Below are 20,365 nucleotides of genomic sequence, written 5' to 3'. Positions count from 1 at the left end.
GGAGGGGGAGGGGGTCGCCGCTGCTACTCGCGTTCCCTGCGGGCGGCGTAGGCGCCGAGGGCGCCCATCATGACGGAGGTCCGCGTGCAGGGCACCAGGTCCCGCAGGGGCTTCCACGTCCGCTCGACCAGGCCCTGGGCCTCCCCGGTGCAGGCGGCGACCGCGCCGCACTCCTCCAGGGACGCCGCGGCGGCGGCCACGGTCGCCTCGTCGGCGTCGCCGTCGCGCACCGAGTACCAGAGCTCGCGCAGCCGGCGGGGCGGCAGCAGGGCCACGGCGTGGGCCAGCGGCATCGTGACCTTGCCCGCGCGCAGGTCCTCGGCGGTGTGCTTGGTCGCCGAGCGCCCACCGCCCCCGGCGGGCGCGGTGAGGCCGCGTAGGTCCATGACGTCGTCGGAGATCTGGTAGGCCAGCCCCACGGCGTCGAAGTACTCGCCCAGCGCCCGGAACTGCTCCTCGCGGGCACCTGCGACGAGCGCGCCGATCTCGGCCAGCCCCCGCACGGGCGCCGCGGTCTTGAGCCAGTGGCCCGAACGCACCCGCCGCAGGAGCGCCTCGGCGTCGCCCGTCTCCACGGCCTCGTCCATCGCGGCCCGGTGGCCCGCGATGTCGATCGCCTGGCCGCCGTGTCCGGCCCGCAGCGCCCGGAGGTAGACCTGGTAGACGCGCAGCCTCAGGGCCGCGTCGTCGGGCAGGACCCGGTTCAGGACCCGGTCCAGCGCGAAGTAGGCCGCCGTCCCCGCGTTGACGGCGACCGCCTCGCCGAAGACGACGTGGGTCGCGGGTCGGCCCCGCCGCAGCGGTGAGCGGTCCTCGACGTCGTCGATGATGAGGCTGCCGGTGTGCAGGAGCTCGGCGGCTGCCGTCAGGGGCCGGTAGGGCTCGCTGTCGACGCCGAACAGCTCGATGGCCGCCATCGAGACGTAGGAGCGCCAGCTCCTGCCCAGGCCCGCGGTGGCGTGCCGCACAGGGCCCACGAGCGAGGCGTGCAGGTCCTCCAGCACCGCGCCGTCGAGCCGCTCGGGCCGGTGCTCGGTCCCGGCCAGCTCCGCCAGGGAGCGCGCGTCCGGATCCGCCGGGTAGAGGAGGTCGATCTCCTGGCGGGTGATCGCGCGGACGCGGGTGACGTGGCGCTCGAAGTCCTCGATCCGGGTGTCGGGGAAGACCTCCCACAGTCCGTGGCCGCGGACCGGATGGCCGCCCATCGTGCCCTCGGCGTCGGCGTGGGCCTCCAGCCTCCCGGAGGGGGCGGTGACCGAGGCCGTCTCCTGGCGCGGGAACCACGCCGTGGTCCGGAGCCGCAGGTCCAGGAGCGGGACCTCCACGTCGCAGGCCGTGGGATAGGTGTTGAGGGTGGTCAGGGACGTCCAGGGGCGCAGGCCGCGCAGGGTCGCGGGCGCCTCGACGCGCTCCCCGTCCGGGGAGGACAGCACGGCCGTCGCCCCGCACGCGGCCGGGGCCCCGTCCGGGGCGTCGGCCCCGCCGGTGCGGTGGACGGCCAGCTCCCATCCGTTGTCCAGGCGGACGCGGGCACGGGACCAGGAGGCGTCGCGGCCGTCCCGCGCGGGGAGGATGTCCCCGCCGAACGCGCGCTCGTGCCAGCCCCGGCCCGTGACCCGCGCGGATCGGCCCCGGAAGTGGAGGACCCCCGCGGCCTCCAGGCTCGCGGCCTCCAGGACGGGGACCTCCAAGACTGGGGCTTCGGGGCTCTCGGCCCCGGGATCCGCGTCCGTGGAGGCGCGGGCCGTGCCGACGTGCTCGCGCGGTCGGCCGCCGTTCCCGGGCGGGGACAGCCGCAGCCGGAAACCGGACTCCTCCCCCCGCGCCTCGACGAGGAGACCGCCGTGCCCGTCCCCGCGCACGAGCACCACGTCCCCGGCGTCCAGGTCCAGGGGCGCCTCCCGCCACCGTGCCGCGCGCGGGAGCAGGCGGTCGGGTTCCGGCAGGCGCCCCTGGGAGAGGGCGTCGAGGAGCGCCCGGCGCACCCGCGGGTCGGTGACCCGGTCGGCCCCGACGAGGGCACGGACCGCGTCGACGCACCCCTGGTCCACCCACGACTCGCCGCCGTGCACGCGTGCGCTCCGATCGGCCACGTGCCAGACCGCCTGGTGGGCCTCCGCGCCCCCTTCCGCCGCGCCGCCGAGGCGGGCGAAGGAGAACACCAGGCCGTACTCGTCCGCACCGTCGACCAGGCGGAACGCGAACCGCAGTTGGTCGGTCCCGCCCCGCGGGTCCGGCGCGTCCGGCTCCGCGGCGGGACGCGTCGCCCTCCTCCGCCGCTCCCCGGAACCGTCCCGTGGCCCCGGGACCCCGCCATGTCCAAACGCGTCCATCGCGCCTACTTCCCGCTCGTACGGCCCGGGGTCACCACCCCGGACACAAGCGGAGAGTATCTGACTAATCACCCTCCGGGGTAATCGGAGACGAAAGCAGCGGACCGGGGGACTACCCCAGGAGGCCGCGCCGGTACGCCTCGGCGACCGCCGCGGCCCGGTCGCGCACGCCGAGCTTGTTGTACACGTGCTGGAGGTGGGTCTTGATGCTCGCCTCGCTGATGAACAGCCGCGCCGCCGCGGCCCGGTTGGACGCGCCGTCGGCGACGAGCCCCAGCACCTGCAGCTCACGGTCGCTCAGGCTCTGGCCCGCGGGTCTGCGGACCTGCCCCATCAGGTGCCGGACCGCGGTCGGCGCCAGGACCGACTCCCCCCGGTGCACCGCGCGCACCCCGCGCAGGAGTTCGTCGGGGGAGGCGTCCTTGAGCAGGTAGCCGGTGGCCCCGGCCTCGATCGCCGGGAGCACGTCGCTCTCGCTGTCGAAGGTGGTGAGGACGAGGACGCGCACGTCCGGCCGCTCCCGGGACAGGACGGCGATCGCCCCGACACCGGACAGGACCGGCATGCGCAGGTCCATCAGCACCACGTCCACGGCCAGCCGTCCGACCAGTTCGACCGCCTCGCGGCCGTTGGCGGCCTCGCCGACCACCTCGATGTCGTCCTGCGCGGTGAAGGCCCCGCGCAGGCCGTCGCGCACGACCGGGTGGTCGTCGGCGATCAGGACCCGGATCACGCCGCCCCCACCGGAATCGCGGGCACCGTGGCGCTGACGGCGGTGCCCTCCCCCTCGCCGCTCTCGATCTCCAACGCTCCTCCGATCCCGCGCACGCGCTGGCGCATGCTGCTGAGCCCGAACCCGTGCTGGTTGTCTCCCGTGATGCCCCTGCCGTCGTCGCGCACGTCGAGCAGGACGACGTCGTCGGAGTAGGACAGGGTCACGCCCACGCGCGAGGCGTCGGCGTGCCTGGCGACGTTGGTGAGCGCCTCCTGGGCCACCCGGAAGAGGACCACCTCGATCGCCGGGCTCAGGGCGACGCGTTCGCCGGTGACGTCGAGGTCGGGACGGACGCCGTGCTCCTCCGCCCAGCGGCGGGTGAGTTCGCCCAGGGCCTCGGGCAGCTGGCTCTCCGCCAGCTGCCCGGGGCGCAGGGCCTGCACGGAGCGCCGGGCCTCGGCCAGGCTCTCCCGCGCCAGGCCGAGCGCGCGGTCCGCGTGCGGACGCGCCGCCCCGGGGTCCTCCCACACCCGCTGCGCCGCCTGGATCTGCGTCACGATCCCGGCGAGCCCCTGGGCCAGGGTGTCGTGGATCTCCCGTGCCATCCGCTGGCGCTCGTCCAGCACCCCGGCCTCCCTGGCCTGGGTGAGCAGCTGCGCGTGCAGCCCGGCGTTCTCCTCCAGGGCCGCCTCCAGTCTGGCCACCGTCACCCGGCGCTCCCGGTGCTGTTCGGCCGCCTTGGACGCGATCACGAGCCCTCCGCCGACGGCCACGGTCTGGATGGTGATCACGCCGACGTAGACGAACAGGTGCTCCAGGAACGGCCGCTCCGTGTCCGTTCCGGGGAACCCCATCGTGTTCGTGTACAGCGCGACCGCGGTGGCCGCGATCCCGACGAGGGTCAGCCGCCGGGGCAGCGCCATCGCGCGGAAGAACAGCGAGACCGTGAACATCATGAACAGGGTGTCGTGCGCCATCAGCGCCGAGGCCAGCGCGAGGAGCACCGCGAAGTGGATCCCGGCGGGCAGCGGTCGGCCGTCCCGCCACGGCGGCGCGTACCCGAGGAGCACCCAGGCGGCGGTGAGCGCGGTCAGGCCGACGGTGACCGCGTGTTCGGTCCAGTCCGCCACGGGCCGGGACAGGACCAGCGCCGCCGAGGGCAGCAGCAGGGCCCAGGGGGCGGCGGCGAGGAACCCGTCCCACCACCGGTCCCAGTCCCGCACGGCGTCCGCCCCGGTGCTCCGTCGGCTCATCCGCCGCTCACTCCCATCGGAACAGTCGGGCCGCCAGCGCCGCGGCCACCGCGGCGATCCCCGCCATTATCGCCAGTCGAACGAGTTGCGGCAGCCCCGCGTCCCCGGCTCCGCCCGACCAGCTCTCCAGCAGGAGCCGGGCGCCGGGCGGCGCGAACTCCCCCGCGCGCACCAGGAGGTCGGGCAGGGCGTTCTGCGGCAGGAAGACCCCGCCCAGGAGCAGCAGGAGCATGTACAGCGTCATCGACAGGCCGTTGGCCGCGCCCGCGCTGGGCGCCACGGCTGCGATGAGGACCCCCAGCGCGATGAGCGAGGCGGTCCCGACGGCGAACGCGGCGGTGAACAGCAGCGGCCGGCTCGGCGGCTCGACGTCCAGGACCAGCCAGGAGGACAGCACCAGGAGCGCGGCGGAGACGGCCGCCGCGGCGAAGACCACGATGATCTGCGCGCTCAGGAGCGTTCCGGGGTGCATCGGCGTGGTCGACATCCGGCGCAGGACGCCCCGCTCCCGGTAGGCGGCCAGGGTGGTCGGCAGGTGCTGGACGCACAGGATCCCCATGCCGAGGATCAGGGCCATGGGAGCCCAGGTGTCGACGAAGCGCAGGCCGCCGAACTCCGGGGAGGGCTCCCGCAGCGTCGGCAGGGCGCCGAGCCCGAGCAGGAGCGCGGTGGGCAGCAGGATGCCGACGCTGACGGCCACGGGCTCGCGCGTCAGCAGCCGGGCCTCGGTCACGGTGACGCGCAGCAGGGTGGACACGGTGGCCCTCCTCTTGGTGTCGGTGCTCATGATTCGAGGGCCCTTCCGGTCAGGGCGACGAACGCGTCGTCCAGGCTGGAGCGCTCCACGCGCAGGTCCTCGGCGACGACGTGCTCGCGGGCCAGGACGGAGGTCACGGCGTGGAGCAGGTTGTCCCGCCCCGCCACCCGGACCTGGCGTCCCCTGCGGTGCGCGGAGACCACCTCGGGCCGCGCGGTGAGCAGCTGCTCGTCGAACTCTGGGGGCGCGCGGAAGGTCACCCGCTGCTCCGGGCCGGCCCGCGTGACGAGCCCGGCCGGGGTGTCCAGGGCGGCGACGCGGCCCGAGTCGATCAGCGCGAGCCGGTCGCAGAGCCGCTCGGCCTCGTCCATGAAGTGGGTGACGAGCACGACCGTGACCCCGGATTCGCGCACGTCCTCGATGAGGTCCCAGGTGTCCCTGCGCGCCTGGGGGTCCAGTCCCGTGGTCAGCTCGTCGAGGATGGTCACCGCGGGTCGGCCCACGAGGGCCAGGGCGATGGACACCCTCTGCTTCTGTCCCCCGGACAGCCTGCGGTACTGGGTGTCGCGCTTGTCGGCGATGCCCAGCCTCTCCATGAGCTGACCGGTGTCGGCCGGGGAGCGGTAGAAGGATGCGTAGAGGTCGAGGGCCTCCCCGACCCTGATCCTGTCGGGCAGCCGCGCCTCCTGGAGCTGGATACCGAGGCGCTGGCGGACCCCGTCCCGCTCCCGCCTCGGGTCTTGGCCGAGCACGGTGATCGACCCCGCGTCGGTGGGGCGCATCCCCGCGACGCACTCGACCGTGGTGGTCTTCCCGGCCCCGTTGGAGCCGAGGATCCCGAAGATCTCACCCTCCTGGACGGAGAAGGACACGTCGTCGACGACGACCTTCTCCCCGTAGCGCTTGTGCAGGTTCCTGACGTCGATGATCGGCATGTCCCGAGCATCGCCCGCGGCGGGTGCGCCGCGGATCGCCCGCCCGGCCACGGAATCGGTGGATCGCGGCGTCAACCGATCGGTTGACGCGCTCCTTCCGGACGGTGGACGGAGGCCGTCTGTCACACGAGGGACGAAAGTTATCGCAGATAACTCAGGTAGCACTGTGGCCTCATGCGCTACCAGAGGGTAATATCCTCAAACGTCGACATTTCTGTTACATTGCCACAACAGGCACAGTAAAGGGGGTAGCGAACGTTGAAACGGTCGTCGCTCACCCCTCACGTGGCATTCAGCGCCATCCAAACCTCGGATGTGCACTGAATCCGGAAGAAGACGAGGCAGCGATGAGGGTTCCCGACACCCCCGCTACTGCCGAAGGAGCGCTACGTCCGTCCCCTTCGTTCCAGCCCGCGCACACGGCCCCGTCAGGAGCGCCGGAGGCTGGGAGTACCCGAAGGGCGGAACCGGCCGCCGGGGCGGCCCATCCGTTCCCCGGGACTCCGCCGGGCCAGCGGTGAGCTGAGGCCCTCCCGCGCGCGTCCGGTCCTCCGGCTCCGCGCGCGTGGAGCCCACACGTGTCCCCTCGGTCGGCGAACCAGTGGGGAACGCGTGTCCGCACCCCCGGCATGACTACGCTCCGTCACCACGGTGGTACGTGCACCCCCGTGGCACAGCCCTTTCCGCGACCTGATTGGAGGCTTCCTTGTCTCCCCGCTCCATCGAAGAGGTACCACTCCCCGCCCCCGCCGTCATCGAGGCGGTCCGGCAGTCGTGCTCCGCGTTACCGCCCGGCTCCACCCGTCTGGCCGACCGCTTCTACCAGAACCTGTTCGAGATGGCGCCCGCCGTCCGCGACATGTTCCCCGCGAACATGCAGACGCAGAAGGAGCGCATGGCCTTCGCCCTGCTGGAGGTCGTCCGCTACCTCGACGAACCCGAGGAGGTCGCCGGGTACCTGAGGCGGCTGGGCGCCCAGCACAAGCGGGACATGGACATCAAGCCCGAGCACTACCCCTACGTGGGCCGCGCCCTGGTGCGCGCGGTCAGCGAGGTCTCGCCGACCTGGTCCTCCTCCATGAGCTCCGCCTGGATCGTGGTCTACGAGTGGATCACCGCCAACATGCTCGCGGGGGCGCGCGAGGCCGAGTCGGGCGGGTCGGCCGGGTCGGGTGAATCCCGGACGGCCAGGCACGGCAGGGCCGCCGCGTCCCCGGCCGAGGAGCGCCCCGCACCGCCCGCGCCGCCCCAGCCCGGCCCCTCCGCCGAGGGGGCCTCCCCCTACCGGCGGGCCGACGCCCCGACACGCTGACCCGTGCCGCGGCGCGGCGGCCTCACCCCGAAGGCACCGGGTGACGCCCCGGCGCGTCCGCACCCCCTTCCCCGACACCCCCCTCCTCCCCCGACAGCAGCGGCCCCTGAGTCCCTGAACAGTCACACCAGCCCCACCAGCCCCACCGAGAGGCAGTGATGCGCGAGACCTCCCCACGGCACGTTCCCGGCAGCGAGGGTGAGCACCGCGTCCAGGCGCTGAACGGCACGAGCGAACGCGCCGAACGCTTCTACCGAGACCAGATGCTCGACCACCTGAACCCGCTCATGCGCGAGTTCGTCGCCCGGCAGGAGATGATGTTCATCGCCACCTCCGACCGGCACGGCGAGTGCGACTCCAGCTTCCGCGCGGGCCCGCCGGGCTTCGTCCACGTGATCGACGAGCACACCCTGACCTATCCCGAGTTCCGGGGCAACGGCGTCTTCGCCAGCGCGGGCAACATCCTGGAGAACCCGCACGTGGGCCTGATGTTCCTGGACTTCACGCACGACCGCATCGGACTGCACGTCAACGGCCGGGCGTCCCTGCTGGAGGACGTGGAGCTGCGGCGCCACGTCCACGGCCTGCCCGAGCCCGAGGTCCCGGGTCAGAAGGCGGTGCTGTGGACGGTGGTGCACGTGGAGGAGGCCTACATCCACTGCCGCAAGCACATCCCGCACCTGCGCAAGGTCGGCCGCGACGAGGCCTGGGGCACCGACGACGCCCTGCGCAAGGGCGGCGACTTCTTCGGGTCCAAGGGCACTCCCACGCGGTGGAACACGCCCCAGACCCCCGTCTACCAGATCTGACGGGGGCCGTCCCCGCACGCCGCCCGGTGCCGGGCCGCCCGTCGCTCCGGCACCGGGTCGTCCGCCCGCGGCGGAGGCGGCGTGCGGGGCCACTCGGAGGGCTTCCCCTGCGGGGTGGTCAGCGGCGTTCGGGCACCCGCGCCAGCACGGCCTTCTGCAACGCCTCCAGCGGCCCCGCCCGGAAGCGGCGCAGCCAGAGCGTCGAGACGGTCAGGAGCAGGGCGCACACCGACGCCCACAGGCCCATCACCCACCACGGGCCGGTGTCGGCCAGGCGGGCGGCCAGCCCCAGGCCGAAGCCGTAGCAGACCAGCATGCAGACGACGTTCTGCGCGACGTAGCCGCTCATCGCCATCCGCCCCAGGGAGGACACGGCGGTGATCCCCCGTCCGGCGGGGTTCACCCGGTCCACGACCCAGCCGACCGCGCCGACCAGGCCGAGCGCCACGACGGGCGCGGCGACGTAGCGGTCCAGCATGAACAGGTCGGGTCCGGCCAGGGACGTGGCCAGGTTGACCGGCAGCCCGATCCCCAGCCCCCAGGCGAGCAGGCGGCCCCGGATCCGGCGGCCGGTGTCGTCGTCGCCGAAGGCCCCGGCGCGGAGGAGCCGCACGCCCAGCAGGAACATGAACACCATCAGGGCGAAGGTGACGACCGGTTCGGCCCGGAACAGCAGCGCGTTGTCGAGCCGGAAGGCGACCTGCTCCAGGTAACCGCCCTCGGCGTACAGCTCCACGGCCTCGGGCGGGACCTCGGCGCCCTGCGGGTCCGGTTCGGACAGGAGCGCGGCCGTGACCAGGCCGACGAAGGCCAGGTGGAGGGCGGCACACGTCCACATGACGGCGTTCTGCGCCCGTTCCGACCGGGTGAGCAGCCAGGCCACCACGATCGAGGCCGCCGCGTAGCCCATGAGCACGTCCGCGGCGAAGACCAGCGTGAAGTGCACGAGCCCCTCGGCGAACAGGAACAGCGCCCGCCACTTGTAGGGGCCGGGCCAGCGCCCGCCGCGCCTGGCCGCGGAGCGGAACTGGATGGCCAGCCCCACGCCGAAGAGCAGGGTGAGCAGGGCCAGGAACTTGCCGTTGGCGGCGAAGGCGAACAGGCCCTGCGCCAGGGTCGCCGCCGACGGGTCCTCGCGGAAGGCCGCCATCGGGCCGATCGAGTCCGGGACGAAGATGATGCCCGCCTCGGCGCCCGGTGCGGCGAACAGCCACACGTTGGTGCCCAGGGTGCCCATGATGGCGACGCCGCGCAGGACGTCGAGCAGGGGCAGCCGGGTGGTCGGGCGGGCCGTGGCCGTGCTCCGCGGTGTCGTGCTGGTCATAGCGGCCCCCTCGGGCTCTGGCTCGTACGTGTTCACGGGTTCACGGACTCTCGGGGGCGGGGAAGAGCCGGTCCAGGTGGGTGGCGAGCGCGGCGCGGACCGCGCTCTCGGAGAAGGCGTCGTCGCCGGTGATGAGGTGGTGCACGGTCAGGCCGTCCACGAGGGCGACGAGCCCGGCGGCCTCGGCCGCCGTGTCCGTGCCGGGCGGGAGTTCGCCCCGGCGCACCGCCTCGTCCATCACCTGCGTGAACACGCCCACCAGGTCGGCGGTGGTGTCCTTGTGCAGGCGCGACATCTCCGGGTCGGTCATCGTGGTCGGCAGGAACTCCAGCCACACGGTCAGCTCGGCGCGGCGTTCGTCGTCGAGCGGCAGCAGGGTCCGCGCCGCGCGGGAGACCCAGTCGCGGGCCGAGGCGATCGGCGGCCCGTCGGTGTTCACCGCCGTCAGCCGGTCGGCGCCCTGCTTGTAGAGGTACTCCACGCCGAAGCGCAGCAGTTGCGACTTGGTGCGGAAGTAGCGCTGCACCAGGCCGACCGAGACGCCGGCCCGGTCGGCGACGTCGGCGAGGGTGGTCCGCGCCAGCCCCCGCTCCCCCACCGTGCTCAGGAGCGCGCGGGCGACCTGCCGCCTGCGCTCCTCGTGGTCCGCTGTTCGTGCCATGAAAAAATAATACGGTAATATTTTTCTGCCGTCCAGGTCCCGGAGGCGTCCGGCCGGGGCGTGGCGACACCCGGCCGCGCCGCACCCCGGCGCGCCCGCCCCCGAACGCGGAACGTGGCCGGGGCGTCGCGGATCGGCCGCCGCGACCTGGAGGAACGTCGGGTCTGTCCACTGTGGTGCAATTGTTCGGGGGTTCGCGGGCAGGTGGGGGCCGCGGACTCCGCAACAGCACACCGAGACGAGGGGGTTCCCCGATGACCAACCGCGCGTACGTGATCGCAGGGTCGGAGGCCACAGGCGGCGCCGGCATCCAGGCCGACCTCAGGGCCTTCCAGGAGCTGGGCGTCTACGGCATGGGGACGATCACCTGCATCGTGTCCTTCGACCCGAAGAACGGCTGGGGCCACCGCTTCGTCCCCGTGGCCCCCGAGGTCATCGCCGACCAGATCGAGGCGGCCACCTCCTGCCACGACCTGGACGTGGTCAAGATCGGCATGCTGGGCACCCCGGACACCATCGACGTGGTCGCCGAGGGGCTCCGGCGCCAGCCGTGGCGGCACGTGGTCCTGGACCCCGTGCTGATCTGCAAGGGCCAGGAGCCGGGCGCGGCCCTGGACACCGACAAGGCGCTCACCGCGCAGATCCTGCCGCTGGCCACCGTGATCACGCCCAACCTCTTCGAGGCGCGCACCCTCGCGGGGATGGAGGCGCTGGAGACGGTGGACGACCTGGTCGAGGCCGCCCGCCGCATCCACGGGCTGGGGCCGCGGCACGTCATCGTCAAGGGCGGCGTGGAGCTGCCGGGCCCGGACGCCGTGGACGTGTACTTCGACGGTGAGGAGACGGTCGTCCTCAGCGCCCCCAAGATCGGGACCGCCAGGGTGAGCGGCGCGGGCTGCACCTTCGCCGCCGCGATCACCGCCGAGCTGGCCAAGGGCGGCGACGTGGGGCCGGCCGCCGACGTGGCCAAGGAGATGGTGCGCGAGGGCATCAGCAACCGGGTGGGCACGCACGCCCCGTTCGACTCGGTGGCCACGGTCGCCCCCGGAGCCTAGGCGGTGTTCCTTGGACCTCCGCTTCGCTTCGTCCCACCCGTCGCCCGCCACCACCCTCAACGGACGCTGCGCGCAGTCCTTCTTGTGTTCGGGCGCCGGAACGAACCCCCCAAGCTGAGGCCGGCTCAAGGACAGGACCTAGGCGGCATCTCCCCTTTGCCCTTTTTGTTGGATTTTTTACCGGGACCACGGTTCGTGCCCCCGTCCGGCGGTCAGGTCTGCCCACAGGAGCGAACACCGAGTGGGAGGCGCACATGTCCGCAGGCGACCAGGCCAGGAACAAGGCCGACGAATTGAAGGGCAAGGCCAAGGAGAAGCTCGGCGAGGCCACGGACAACCAGCAGTGGCAGGCCGAGGGCAAGGCCGAGAAGAACACCTCGAAGTTCAAGCAGGCGGGCGAGAAGGCCAAGGACGCCCTGACCCGGGACGACAAGCCCGGGAGATAGAGGGGGTTCCGCGCGATCCCGGGCGGGGAGGCACCGACACAGGTGCCTCCCCGCCCGCGTGCGCGTTCTCGTCACTCCCGCGCGGGGCGCCCGCGCAGCGCGAGGACGACCGCGCCGATCACCGTGAGCAGAAGGGCGAGCCCGCCCCAGACCATGCTCTGGGTCACCAGCATCTCCCCGCTCTCGGCCCCCGGCGTCCTGCCCCCGTCGCGACCGGTGACGGTCACGGCGAGCAGGACGACGACGGCGGCCGCGACGCCCAGACGCGCACCCGCGCGGGCGAGCCCCCTGAGCCCGCGCCCTCCCGCGAGGTCGTCCCGGGTGAGGCGCTCGTCCGCGCGCAGCGGCGCCAGGAGCCGGGCCAGCAGCAGGAGGGCCACGGGGAGCTGGAGCGCCCACACCGCCGTGCGGAACCAGCCGTCGAACCACACGTTCGTTCCGTAGAGCAGGGTGTGCCACACGCTGAGCGCGTAGACGACGATGACGAACCGGTGCAGTGCCCGCCACACGCGCGTCCCGGTCCAGGAGCGCACGTAGTAGGCGAGGCCGAGCGGGATCGCCAGGTAGAGGGCGATGAGGCCGATGAGGATGGCGACCTGCCCGGTCCCGGAGGAGTAGCCGCCGGGCACGAAGGTGTCCACGAACGCGGAGGACAGGCGCCCGCCCCAGCCCAGTCCGTCCTCGTTGTCCCGGACGAGTTCGAGGAAGAACGCGAGGGCGTGGGCGAACATGAGCCCGATGGTGGTCAGGCTCGTGACGCGGTGCCAGCGTTCGATCCGGGCGTGGGAGACCGGCGCCCCGGGCAGGGGGGCGGTCGAGCGGAGCAGGCCGAGCATGACGGTGATCCAGGCCCACAGCAGGCCGGACCAGCCGAAGGCCTGGCAGAGCCAGTACAGCCAGTACTCTCCGGCGTCGGCGAGGAAGGGCATGACCACGAGGGTCTGCGAGGTGCCCGCCTCGATGCGGGAGTAGAGGAGGACGAAGAGGGCGAAGGTGACGGCGAGGGCTGCGGCGGTGTCGGGTACCAGACGGCGCAGGTCGGCGCGTAGGGACCTGCGGTCGAGGCGGGGGGCTCCCCGGGCGGGGGAGGCGGCGGGTCCGGTCGGCTCTGCCATGGGCGGAACCCCTTTCGTTGTGGGGGTTCCATCGCAGCAGGGCCCCGGGGCCGCGGCCACCCCTCCTCCGCGGTTTCCCGGCCCCGGACGCGGTTCTCCGGGCCCGGCCGGGGAACAACGCCACCGCCCTGTACGGAATGTCAGTTTTTTGCCCCGTATGGGGTTCTTTGTAGTGGTGGAGCGGTGAGGCCTGGAAGGAGAACGGGAGAACCCCTACAGGAGGTGGGCATGTCCGCGTTCGACGAGTACAAGGGCAAGGCCGAGGACCTGAAGGACCAGGCCGGCGAGCACAAGGAGAAGGCCGAGGACCTCAAGGGCAAGGCCGAGGGGTACAAGGGCCAGGCCGAGGAGAAGCTCGGCGGACTCACCGGCGGCGACCGGGGCCGGGACGAGGGCCGGGAAGGCGGCTAGAGGCCGTGCCCGGCCCGTGTCGCGACGCAGGCCGGCGGGGGCGGGGGAGGCACCGGTCGCGGCGCCTCCCCCGCCCGCGTGCGGGCCCCGCGCCGAGGCCGCCTCTGAGGGCGGCGCCCCGCGGGGTGCGCGGCCCGGAGCCGGTCACCGCGCCGCCGCGGACCGGAAGCCCTCCCTGGTCATCCGGCCAGCGGGACCAGGGCGAGCCGGAGGCGGTGGCTCCCGGCCGCGAGGCGGTGGGCGGGGAGCACCCCGGGGCCGCACGAGGCCGAGCCCACGCCCTGGTGCGCCTGGTCCAGGTGCAGGTGGATCCGGTCGCCGGGGACCAGTTCGTGCGGGTGGTCGGCCGCGTCGAGCGCCGCCGTGTCCCAGCGGCGCGCGGTGAAGTCGAACACCGGGTCGCCCTCCACCCGCAGGCCCGTCCCGTCCGCCGCCCGCAGGGCGAGCCACCTGGCGTCCACGCGGTTGCCGTTCTCCTGGGGCCGCAGGTAGGGCGTCTGGAGGCCGTCGACCGTGCTGGAGAAGCGGCCGACCCGCGCGGCCTGGGACACGTCCCGGTAGGCCTCCCCTGGTCCGCGGCCGAACCACTCCGCCTCGCCCAGGGAGGCGGGCAGGCCGACGTGCACGCCGAAGCGCGGCAGCGGGCAGGGCCACTCCCCCTCCGCCTCGGCCTCCACGGTCAGGAGCAGGCGCTCCCCGTCGGTGCCCCACCGGTAGGCGGCGCGCATGCCGAACTCCTGGGCCGCCGGAGCCAGCCGTGTCCGGACGACGAACGCGCCGCCCTCCCAGCCGGTGGACAGCAGGCGCTCGGTGAGCCGGTGCAGCCCCGCCGCGCGCCAGGGGACGGCCACGGAGTCCCCGTGCCGGGCCACGTCGTTGTCGGTCGGAGCACGCCACAGGTCCACGACCGGCGCGTCCACGGGCAGGCCGCCGACGGAGAGCAGAGCGCCGGTCCCCGCGTCCAGCAGGCCGGGGCCGATCCGCACGGTGCCGTCCTGCCCGGCGGACGCCGGAGGCGGAGCGGAACCGTCCCCCGCGGCGGACGCCGGAAGCACGGCAGCCCCCTCCGCCCCCGTCCACGCACCCGGCGCCCGCGACTCTCGCAGCGCGCCCGACCTCTCCGACGCATTCGTCCCTTCCTGCCCACCCGGAACCCCCGGCGCTGCCGCGCCCCGCTCCCCGGGAGCGCCCACCTCGGCCTGCCCCCAGGCCAGCTCGTGCCCGGCCGGGGCCCAGGGCTGGTCCTCGGCCAGCCGGACGGACACGGTCAGCCAGGTCTCCCCGGACGGCTCGGGCAGCGCGGGCAGCACCGCCTCGGCGCTCTCCCCGGCGGCGAGCACCGGCACGTCCAGAGGGCCCTCCCCCAGGAGGGTCCCCTCCCCCTCGACCCGCCAGACGAAGGCCAGGCCCGCGGTGTCCCGGAAGTCCCAGGTGTTGGTGACGCGGACGGTCCCGGCGGCCGGGTCGGGGACCACGCGGACCGGTTCGACGGTCTTGGCGTAGGCCTCCAGCCCGGGGCTGGGCGTGCGGTCGGGCAGCAGCAGGCCGTCCGCGACGAAGTTGCCGTCGTGCAGCGCCTCGCCGAAGTCGCCGCCGTAGGCGAACCACGCGGTGCCGTCCGGCTCGCGGCGGCGGACCCCGTGGTCGATCCACTCCCAGACGAACCCGCCCTGGCAGCGCTCGTGCTCCTCGAAGAGCCGCTGGTACTCCTCCAGCCCGCCGGGGCCGGTGCCCATGGCGTGCCCGTACTCGCACAGGACGAACGGCAGCCCGCGCCGGTGCCCGTCGGCGGCCGGGTCGGCGGTCGGCGCCTCCTCCCGGCGGCCGATGGCGTCCACCTCCTCGTGCGGCGCGTACATGCGCGAGTACACGTCCACGTAGGCGCTGTCGCGGTCCCCCTCGTAGTGGAGCGGCCGGGAGGGGTCGTGTGCGCGGGTCCACTCCGCCATGGCCCGCAGGTTCTCCCCGGTCCCGGACTCGTTGCCCAGGGACCACAGGACGACGCTGGGGTGGTTGCGGTCGCGCGCGACGGTGCGGCGCATCCGGTCCAGGTAGGCCTCGCGCCAGCGCGGGTCGTCGGAGGGGTTGCCGCGCCAGCCGACCTCCTCGAACCCGTGGGTCTCCAGGTCGCACTCGTCCACGACCCACAGGCCCAGCTCGTCGCACAGGTCCAGGAAGTCCGGGTGGGGCGGGTAGTGGCTGGTGCGCACGGCGTTGACGTTGTGCCGCTTCATCAGCAGCACGTCCTCGCGCATGGTCTCCCGGGGCACGGCGCGGCCGTGGTCGGGGTGCCACTCGTGGCGGTTCACGCCCCGCAGCAGCAGGGGGCGGCCGTTGACCCGCAGGAGCCCGCCGGAGACCTGCACAGTCCGGAAGCCCGTCCGCGTCCGGACCCGCTCCCCCGGTGTGCGCACCTCCAGGTCGTACAGGCGGGGCGTCTCGGCCGTCCACGGCTCCACCGCGCCGACCTCGTGGTCCACACCGGCGGCGGCGTCCACCAGCCCCAGTTCGGGGACGCTGACCAGGGCGTCGGCGGATCCGGCCACGTCCACGCGCAGGGTCCCCGTGCCCGTGGTGTGGTCGTAGGCGGCGCTCACCGCGAGGTCGCCGACCCCGTCGGCGGGCCGGGCGAGGAGGGTGACGTCGCGGAAGATCCCCGACAGCCACCACATGTCCTGGTCCTCCAGGTAGCTGGCCGCCGACCACTGGTGGACGCGCACCGCCAGGGTGTTGCGCCCCGGGCGCAGCAGGTGGCCGACCTCGAACTCGGCGGCCAGGCGGCTCCCGGTGGAGAAGCCCAGCTCGGTGCCGTTCAGCCACGCCCGGAAGCAGGAGTCGACCCCGTCGAAGCGCAGGACCGCCGACCCCTCGGGCCACTCCCCGGGCAGGTCGAAGACGCGCCGGTGGTCGCCGGTCGGGTTGTCGTCGGGCACGTACGGGGGGTCGATCGGGAAGGGGTAGGAGATGTTGGTGTAGGCGGGGGCGCCGTGGCCGTGCATCTGCCAGTGGGCGGGCACCGGCAGTTCGGACCAGTCGGAGTCGTCGTGGTCGGGCTCCTCGAACCCGTCGGTGTCGGCCCGCGCGCGGTCGAGCAGCCGGAACCGCCACGTGCCGTTGAGGTCCAGGGACGGGGCGTCGGAGGAGAAGCGGGCGCGGGGCGCGAGGGCCCCCTCGGAGGGCGCGAAGTCCTCCAGGTAGGCGGGCTTGCGGATGGCGGGCACGTCAGGCCTCCCTCAGGTGCAGGAGCAGGGCTTGGGACGGGTTGAGGTTGGGCAGCTGCACGCCCGAGCGGGTGAGCACCGCTCCCGACACGGCGGCCCCGCCGCTGGCGAACCACTCCGGGAGCACGCGCTGCGTGGTCGAGGGTGTACCCGCCTCCGGCCGCCACGTCAGGCGGTAGAGGCGGTCCTCGCGCAGGCCGGGCAGCCGGACCCGCCCCGGCAGGGCGCGGACGGAGGTGGCAAGCCGGGCGTAGCGGAACACCGCCTCGCTCCCGTCCGGGGCGACCACCCCGTCGAGCTGCTCGGCGGGGTCGGGCGCGTCGGCGTGCACGGCCTCGCCCGAGTGCAGCAGCGGGCGCAGTTCCTTGTACAGAGCGGTCCACGAGGTCAGCGCGGCCAGCTCGTCGTCGGTGCAGCGGGTGATGTCCCACTCGATCCCGGCGTGGGACAGGAGGCTGCTCAGGCAGCGGAAGGACAGGTCGGCGTCGCGGCCGGTGGTGTGCGCGGTGCGTCCGCCGACGTGGCTGCCGACCAGTTCGGGCGGCAGCAGCAGGGAGGTCCAGCGCTGGATGGCCAGCCGCTCCAGGGGGTCGTTGGTGTCGGAGGCCCACACGCGGTCGGTGCGCTCCAGGATCCCCAGGTCCACGCGGCCCCCGCCGGAGGAGCACGACTCGATCTCCAGGCCGGGGTGCCCGGCGCGCAGCCGGTCGAGCAGCGCGTAGACGGCCAGGGTCTGGCGGTGCGTCCCGGCGGCGCCGGTGGGGGCGTGCACGGGTTCGAGCAGGTCGCGGTTGTGGTCCCACTTGAGGTAGTCGGGCCGGTACTCGGTGACCAGCGCGTCCAGGTGCTCGAACACGTACCGGAAGGCCTCGGGGCGGGACAGGTCCAGGAGCTGCTGGTGGCGGCTGGGCGGGGCCGGGCGCCCGTCGGCGGCCAGGAACCACTCGGGGTGGGCGCGGGCCAGGTCGGAGTCGGGGTTGACCATCTCCGGCTCCACCCACAGCCCGACCTGCATGCCCAGGGAGCGCACGTGGTCGAAGAGCGGGTGCAGGCCCTCGGGCCACACGCCGGTGTCCACGGTCCAGTCGCCGAGTCCGGCGGTGTCGTCGCGGCGGCCCCGGAACCATCCGTCGTCCAGCACGAACCGCTCCACGCCGATCCGCGCGGCGGTGTCGGCGAGCCGCCTGAGGGTGGCGAGGTCGTGGTCGAAGTAGACGGCCTCCCAGGTGTTGAGCACCACCGGGCGCGGGGCGCGGGGGTGGCCGGGCCGGGCGCGCAGCCAGCGGTGGATCCGCGCGGACAGCCCGTCCAGCCCCCGGTCGGACCAGGAGAGGAACACCCACGGGGTGGAGTAGGAGGCGCCCCGGTCCAGGCGCACCTCGCCGGGGTGGAGCAGTTCGCCGCCCGCGAGCACGGCGTCGGCCTGCCCGGCGCCCTCGGGCAGGCGTTCGGCCAGGTGGACGTGGTCGCCGCTCCAGGCGGTGTGCACACCCCACACCTCTCCGTGGCGGAACCCGAACCCGGGTGTCCCGGCGGCCAGGACCAGCGCGGCGTCGTGCCCGGTCCGGCCCCGGCGCGAGGCGCGCAGGCGGGTGCCCGTCGCCAGTTCCTGGCGCTGGGGGGAGCGCTCACGGCACCAGCGGCCGGTCAGGTCCAGGACCTCGCCCGCCTCGCGGGGCAGGGGCAGGGTGACCCGCAGGGCGTCCAGGGTCCACGGCGCGGCGTCGGTGTTGGTGACCGTGTTGCGGGCGCGGACCAGCCCGGAGGCCTCCATGCGCAGCTCGCAGCGCAGCGCGATCCCCTCGGCCTCGGCCAGGACCGTGAGGGCCCCGCCCACGTCGGGGTCGGCGTCCTCCAACGGGTCCACCAGGACCTCGCGCACGGTCCAGTCGGGGAAGGTGACCCGGCCCTCGTGGTGGCCGGAGATCCCGGGGTGGCCGCGCCAGCCCTCCCCCTGGACCGGCACCAGGGACAGCCGCTGGGGCTCGTCGACGTCGTTGTGCGCGGCGGAGGGCGCCGCGGCGGCGGCCAGCCCCTCGGCGTCGGGCAGGTCGGCGCCCCAGTGCAGGACGTGCGGGAGTCCGGCCTCGGGCACGGCGAGGACCAGGGCGGTCCCCGCCGCGCGCAGGCTGATGGTGCGGTGGGTCATCCCTTGCTCGCTCCCAGGGTGAGTCCGGCGACGAAGTGGCGTTGCAGCGCGAAGAACACGACGAGTGTGGGCAGGGCGACGATGATCGACCCGGCCGAGAGCAGGTTGTAGTCGACGAAGAAGGCGCTCTGGAGGTTCTGGAGCGCGGTGGTGATGGGCAGCTTGTCCCCGCTGGACAGCAGCGCCAGCGCCCAGAAGAAGTCGTTGTAGATCCAGGTGACCAGGAGGGTGGCCAGGGCCGCCAGGCTCGGGCGGCACAGCGGGAGCACCACCCTCCAGTACTGCTGGAAGACCGATGCCCCGTCCACCCTGGCCGCCTCCAGCAGGGAGGCGGGCATGGCCTTCATGAAGTTGCTCAGCACGAACGTGCAGAACCCGATCTGGAAGGCGGTGTGGATGAGGACCACGCCGATGTGGCTGTCGTAGAGGGAGCCGGACTCGCTGATCCAGTACGGCAGGGGGATGGAGGTGTAGAGCCGGAACAGCGGGACGAGCAGCGCCTGGGCCGGGAGCAGGTTCGCGGCCAGGAACACGGCGAGCATCGTCAGGTTGAACCCGCGCGAGTAGCTGGAGAGCACGAAGGCCGCGCAGGAGGACAGGAACAGGGTCAGCAGCACGGCCGGGACCGTGATGACCAGCGAGTTCCAGAAGTAGCCGGGCAGCTCGCCCTCGTTCCACGCCCGCGCGTAGTTGTCCAGGGTGAACCCGCCCAGGGACAGGTAGCCGTGCAGGGCGGTGTACTCGTAGTCGCGCAGCGAGTTGACCAGCGCCCACAGGATGGGGAAGAACCAGGCCAGCGCGGTGGCGCCGAGGAAGGCGTGCAGCACCAGCCGGGCCGGGCGGACCCCGGGGCGGCGGTGCCGCCGGGAGGCGTCGGGGAGGGTCGTGGCGGTCACCGGTAGGCCCCTCTCAGCATGGTGGACACGTAGACGACGATGAACACCAGCGAGATCACCAGCATGATCACGGCCAGCGCCGAGCCGAAGCCCACCCGGCTGGCCTCGCCGATGACGTTGGAGGTCACCAGCGCCGAGATCAGCTCCAGGCCGTTGCGGCCGCGGTTGATGATCCACACGATGTCGAAGGCGCGCAGCGCGTCGATGACGGTCACGACGAGCACGACCAGGTTGATGGGCAGCAGGGCGGGGAAGACGACCCTGGTGAACGTGCGCACCGGCCCGGCGCCGTCGATGGCGGCGGCCTCGCGCAGGGAGGGATCGACCGCCTTCAGCCCGGCCAGGTAGAGCAGCATGATGTAGCCGGTGTGCCGCCATCCGGCCGCGACCAGGACCGCGTACAGGTTGATCTCGGGGTCGCCGAACCAGTCCACGGGCGGAACGTCGGCGACCACGGCGAGGAAGGCGTTGAGCAGCCCCTGGTCGCGGGAGTAGACGAGCTGCCAGATGAACCCGACCAGGGCCAGCGACAGCACGACCGGCATGTAGAAGACGCTCCGGTAGACCGAACCGCCGCGCAGCTCGCGGTCGAGCAGCACGGCCAGGAACATCCCCAGGAGGGTGGGGACCGCGAACAGCGCCACCAGCCAGACCAGGTTGTTGCGCAGGGCCGGTGCGAAGGGCGGGTAGATCGTGAACGCGTCGGTGTAGTTGCGCGTCCCGATCCACTCGATGGTCTCCAGGCCGCCGATGCCGTCCCAGCGGGTGAAGGACAGGACGACCGTGGCCATCGCGGGCAGCCAGACCAGGCCCACCACGAGCAGGGCGGGCACGCCCAGCATCAGGCCGAGGGCGATCCGGTCCCCTCGGCTGTGGCGCATGCTCCCGCGTGCGCGCGGGGACCGGCCGGGCGGGGCCTGTGCGGACCCCGGGGTCGGGTTTCGAGGCGGTGAGGGGGCGTTCGACACCACAC

Annotated in this window: 17 protein-coding genes; 5 read left to right on the top strand and 12 right to left on the bottom strand. The window is 73.6% G+C overall.

The window, feature by feature from the left end; translation table 11 throughout:
* Positions 1 to 23 precede the first annotated feature (23 nt).
* The 5 genes from G011_RS0116135 to G011_RS0116115 all read right to left on the bottom strand — a co-directional run bounded on the left by G011_RS0116135 (position 24) and on the right by G011_RS0116115 (position 5,993).
* The gene (locus G011_RS0116135) at positions 24 to 2,333 is read right to left on the bottom strand and encodes a polyprenyl synthetase family protein (protein ID WP_019609389.1); all 2,310 of its coding nucleotides are present in this window, start codon (positions 2,331 to 2,333) and stop codon (positions 24 to 26) included.
* A 112-nt stretch (positions 2,334 to 2,445) separates the two neighbouring features.
* Positions 2,446 to 3,066: a response regulator transcription factor gene (locus G011_RS0116130; RefSeq protein ID WP_019609388.1), complete on the bottom strand. Its 621-nt coding sequence runs from the start codon at positions 3,064 to 3,066 to the stop codon at positions 2,446 to 2,448.
* Complete coding sequence (locus G011_RS32885; RefSeq protein WP_019609387.1) at positions 3,063 to 4,301, bottom strand: sensor histidine kinase; 1,239 nt, start codon at positions 4,299 to 4,301, stop codon at positions 3,063 to 3,065. Before G011_RS32885 ends, G011_RS0116130 begins: the two co-directional genes overlap by 4 nt.
* A gap of 7 nt (positions 4,302 to 4,308) precedes the next feature.
* Positions 4,309 to 5,088, bottom strand: a complete 780-nt coding sequence (locus tag G011_RS0116120) for an ABC transporter permease (RefSeq protein WP_019609386.1) — start codon at positions 5,086 to 5,088, stop codon at positions 4,309 to 4,311.
* On the bottom strand, positions 5,085 to 5,993 hold the full coding sequence (locus G011_RS0116115) for an ABC transporter ATP-binding protein (RefSeq protein WP_019609385.1): 909 nt from the start codon (positions 5,991 to 5,993) through the stop codon (positions 5,085 to 5,087). Before G011_RS0116115 ends, G011_RS0116120 begins: the two co-directional genes overlap by 4 nt.
* 706 nt (positions 5,994 to 6,699) lie before the next feature.
* On the opposite strand from G011_RS0116115, the gene G011_RS0116110 reads away from it, so the two are divergent.
* Together G011_RS0116110 and G011_RS0116105 are read left to right on the top strand one after the other, a co-directional pair.
* Positions 6,700 to 7,305, top strand: a complete 606-nt coding sequence (locus G011_RS0116110; protein ID WP_019609384.1) for a globin domain-containing protein — start codon at positions 6,700 to 6,702, stop codon at positions 7,303 to 7,305.
* A gap of 158 nt (positions 7,306 to 7,463) precedes the next feature.
* Complete coding sequence (locus G011_RS0116105; RefSeq protein WP_019609383.1) at positions 7,464 to 8,114, top strand: pyridoxamine 5'-phosphate oxidase family protein; 651 nt, start codon at positions 7,464 to 7,466, stop codon at positions 8,112 to 8,114.
* A 118-nt stretch (positions 8,115 to 8,232) separates the two neighbouring features.
* Here G011_RS0116105 and G011_RS0116100 read toward each other — a convergent pair whose 3' ends face one another.
* Positions 8,233 to 9,438, bottom strand: coding sequence for a DUF418 domain-containing protein (locus G011_RS0116100; RefSeq protein WP_019609382.1), 1,206 nt, complete (start codon positions 9,436 to 9,438; stop codon positions 8,233 to 8,235).
* Positions 9,439 to 9,478: 40 nt separating this feature from the next.
* Positions 9,479 to 10,099, bottom strand: a complete 621-nt coding sequence (locus tag G011_RS0116095) for a TetR/AcrR family transcriptional regulator (protein WP_019609381.1) — start codon at positions 10,097 to 10,099, stop codon at positions 9,479 to 9,481.
* A 254-nt stretch (positions 10,100 to 10,353) separates the two neighbouring features.
* Between G011_RS0116095 and thiD the strand changes: the two genes are divergently transcribed.
* Together thiD and G011_RS0116085 are read left to right on the top strand one after the other, a co-directional pair.
* Positions 10,354 to 11,154, top strand: coding sequence for a bifunctional hydroxymethylpyrimidine kinase/phosphomethylpyrimidine kinase (gene thiD / locus G011_RS0116090; protein ID WP_019609380.1), 801 nt, complete (start codon positions 10,354 to 10,356; stop codon positions 11,152 to 11,154).
* A 254-nt stretch (positions 11,155 to 11,408) separates the two neighbouring features.
* Entirely contained in the window at positions 11,409 to 11,600 is a 192-nt protein-coding gene (locus G011_RS0116085) for a CsbD family protein (RefSeq protein WP_013155903.1), read from the top strand.
* A 71-nt stretch (positions 11,601 to 11,671) separates the two neighbouring features.
* On the opposite strand, the gene G011_RS0116080 is transcribed toward G011_RS0116085, so the two are convergent.
* Positions 11,672 to 12,715 (bottom strand): ferric reductase-like transmembrane domain-containing protein, encoded by a 1,044-nt coding sequence (locus G011_RS0116080; RefSeq protein WP_019609379.1) that lies wholly within the window; start codon positions 12,713 to 12,715, stop codon positions 11,672 to 11,674.
* Positions 12,716 to 12,943: 228 nt separating this feature from the next.
* Between G011_RS0116080 and G011_RS0116075 the strand changes: the two genes are divergently transcribed.
* Positions 12,944 to 13,126 carry a hypothetical protein gene (locus G011_RS0116075; RefSeq protein WP_019609378.1) on the top strand — a complete coding sequence of 61 codons (183 nt, stop codon included), beginning with the start codon at positions 12,944 to 12,946 and terminating at the stop codon, positions 13,124 to 13,126.
* Between the two features lie 179 nt (positions 13,127 to 13,305).
* On the opposite strand, the gene G011_RS0116070 is transcribed toward G011_RS0116075, so the two are convergent.
* The 4 genes from G011_RS0116070 to G011_RS0116055 are packed head-to-tail and all read right to left on the bottom strand — an operon-like array spanning position 13,306 to position 20,273.
* Positions 13,306 to 16,347: a glycoside hydrolase family 2 TIM barrel-domain containing protein gene (locus G011_RS0116070; protein WP_019609377.1), complete on the bottom strand. Its 3,042-nt coding sequence runs from the start codon at positions 16,345 to 16,347 to the stop codon at positions 13,306 to 13,308.
* A 1-nt stretch (position 16,348) separates the two neighbouring features.
* Positions 16,349 to 18,496, bottom strand: a complete 2,148-nt coding sequence (locus tag G011_RS0116065; protein WP_019609376.1) for an alpha-galactosidase — start codon at positions 18,494 to 18,496, stop codon at positions 16,349 to 16,351.
* Positions 18,493 to 19,392 carry a carbohydrate ABC transporter permease gene (locus G011_RS0116060; protein ID WP_019609375.1) on the bottom strand — a complete coding sequence of 300 codons (900 nt, stop codon included), beginning with the start codon at positions 19,390 to 19,392 and terminating at the stop codon, positions 18,493 to 18,495. The genes G011_RS0116065 and G011_RS0116060 overlap by 4 nt, the downstream gene beginning before the upstream one ends.
* The gene (locus G011_RS0116055) at positions 19,389 to 20,273 is read right to left on the bottom strand and encodes a carbohydrate ABC transporter permease (RefSeq protein WP_019609374.1); all 885 of its coding nucleotides are present in this window, start codon (positions 20,271 to 20,273) and stop codon (positions 19,389 to 19,391) included. Before G011_RS0116055 ends, G011_RS0116060 begins: the two co-directional genes overlap by 4 nt.
* Positions 20,274 to 20,365: the final 92 nt, after the last annotated feature.

Source organism: Nocardiopsis sp. CNS-639 (genome assembly GCF_000381685.1).
In the GTDB taxonomy this organism is placed as follows: domain Bacteria; phylum Actinomycetota; class Actinomycetes; order Streptosporangiales; family Streptosporangiaceae; genus Nocardiopsis; species Nocardiopsis dassonvillei.
This window is presented reverse-complemented; position numbering and strand designations above follow the sequence as displayed.

Coding starts and splice junctions, on each gene's coding strand:
- G011_RS0116135 (WP_019609389.1), bottom strand. CDS start 2,333: ATGGACGCGTTTGGACATGGCGGGGTCCCGGGGCCACGGGACGGTTCC.
- G011_RS32885 (WP_019609387.1), bottom strand. CDS start 4,301: ATGAGCCGACGGAGCACCGGGGCGGACGCCGTGCGGGACTGGGACCGG.
- G011_RS0116120 (WP_019609386.1), bottom strand. CDS start 5,088: ATGAGCACCGACACCAAGAGGAGGGCCACCGTGTCCACCCTGCTGCGC.
- G011_RS0116115 (WP_019609385.1), bottom strand. CDS start 5,993: ATGCCGATCATCGACGTCAGGAACCTGCACAAGCGCTACGGGGAGAAG.
- G011_RS0116105 (WP_019609383.1), top strand. CDS start 7,464: ATGCGCGAGACCTCCCCACGGCACGTTCCCGGCAGCGAGGGTGAGCAC.
- G011_RS0116100 (WP_019609382.1), bottom strand. CDS start 9,438: ATGACCAGCACGACACCGCGGAGCACGGCCACGGCCCGCCCGACCACC.
- G011_RS0116095 (WP_019609381.1), bottom strand. CDS start 10,099: ATGGCACGAACAGCGGACCACGAGGAGCGCAGGCGGCAGGTCGCCCGC.
- thiD (WP_019609380.1), top strand. CDS start 10,354: ATGACCAACCGCGCGTACGTGATCGCAGGGTCGGAGGCCACAGGCGGC.
- G011_RS0116085 (WP_013155903.1), top strand. CDS start 11,409: ATGTCCGCAGGCGACCAGGCCAGGAACAAGGCCGACGAATTGAAGGGC.
- G011_RS0116080 (WP_019609379.1), bottom strand. CDS start 12,715: ATGGCAGAGCCGACCGGACCCGCCGCCTCCCCCGCCCGGGGAGCCCCC.
- G011_RS0116075 (WP_019609378.1), top strand. CDS start 12,944: ATGTCCGCGTTCGACGAGTACAAGGGCAAGGCCGAGGACCTGAAGGAC.
- G011_RS0116065 (WP_019609376.1), bottom strand. CDS start 18,496: ATGACCCACCGCACCATCAGCCTGCGCGCGGCGGGGACCGCCCTGGTC.
- G011_RS0116055 (WP_019609374.1), bottom strand. CDS start 20,273: ATGCGCCACAGCCGAGGGGACCGGATCGCCCTCGGCCTGATGCTGGGC.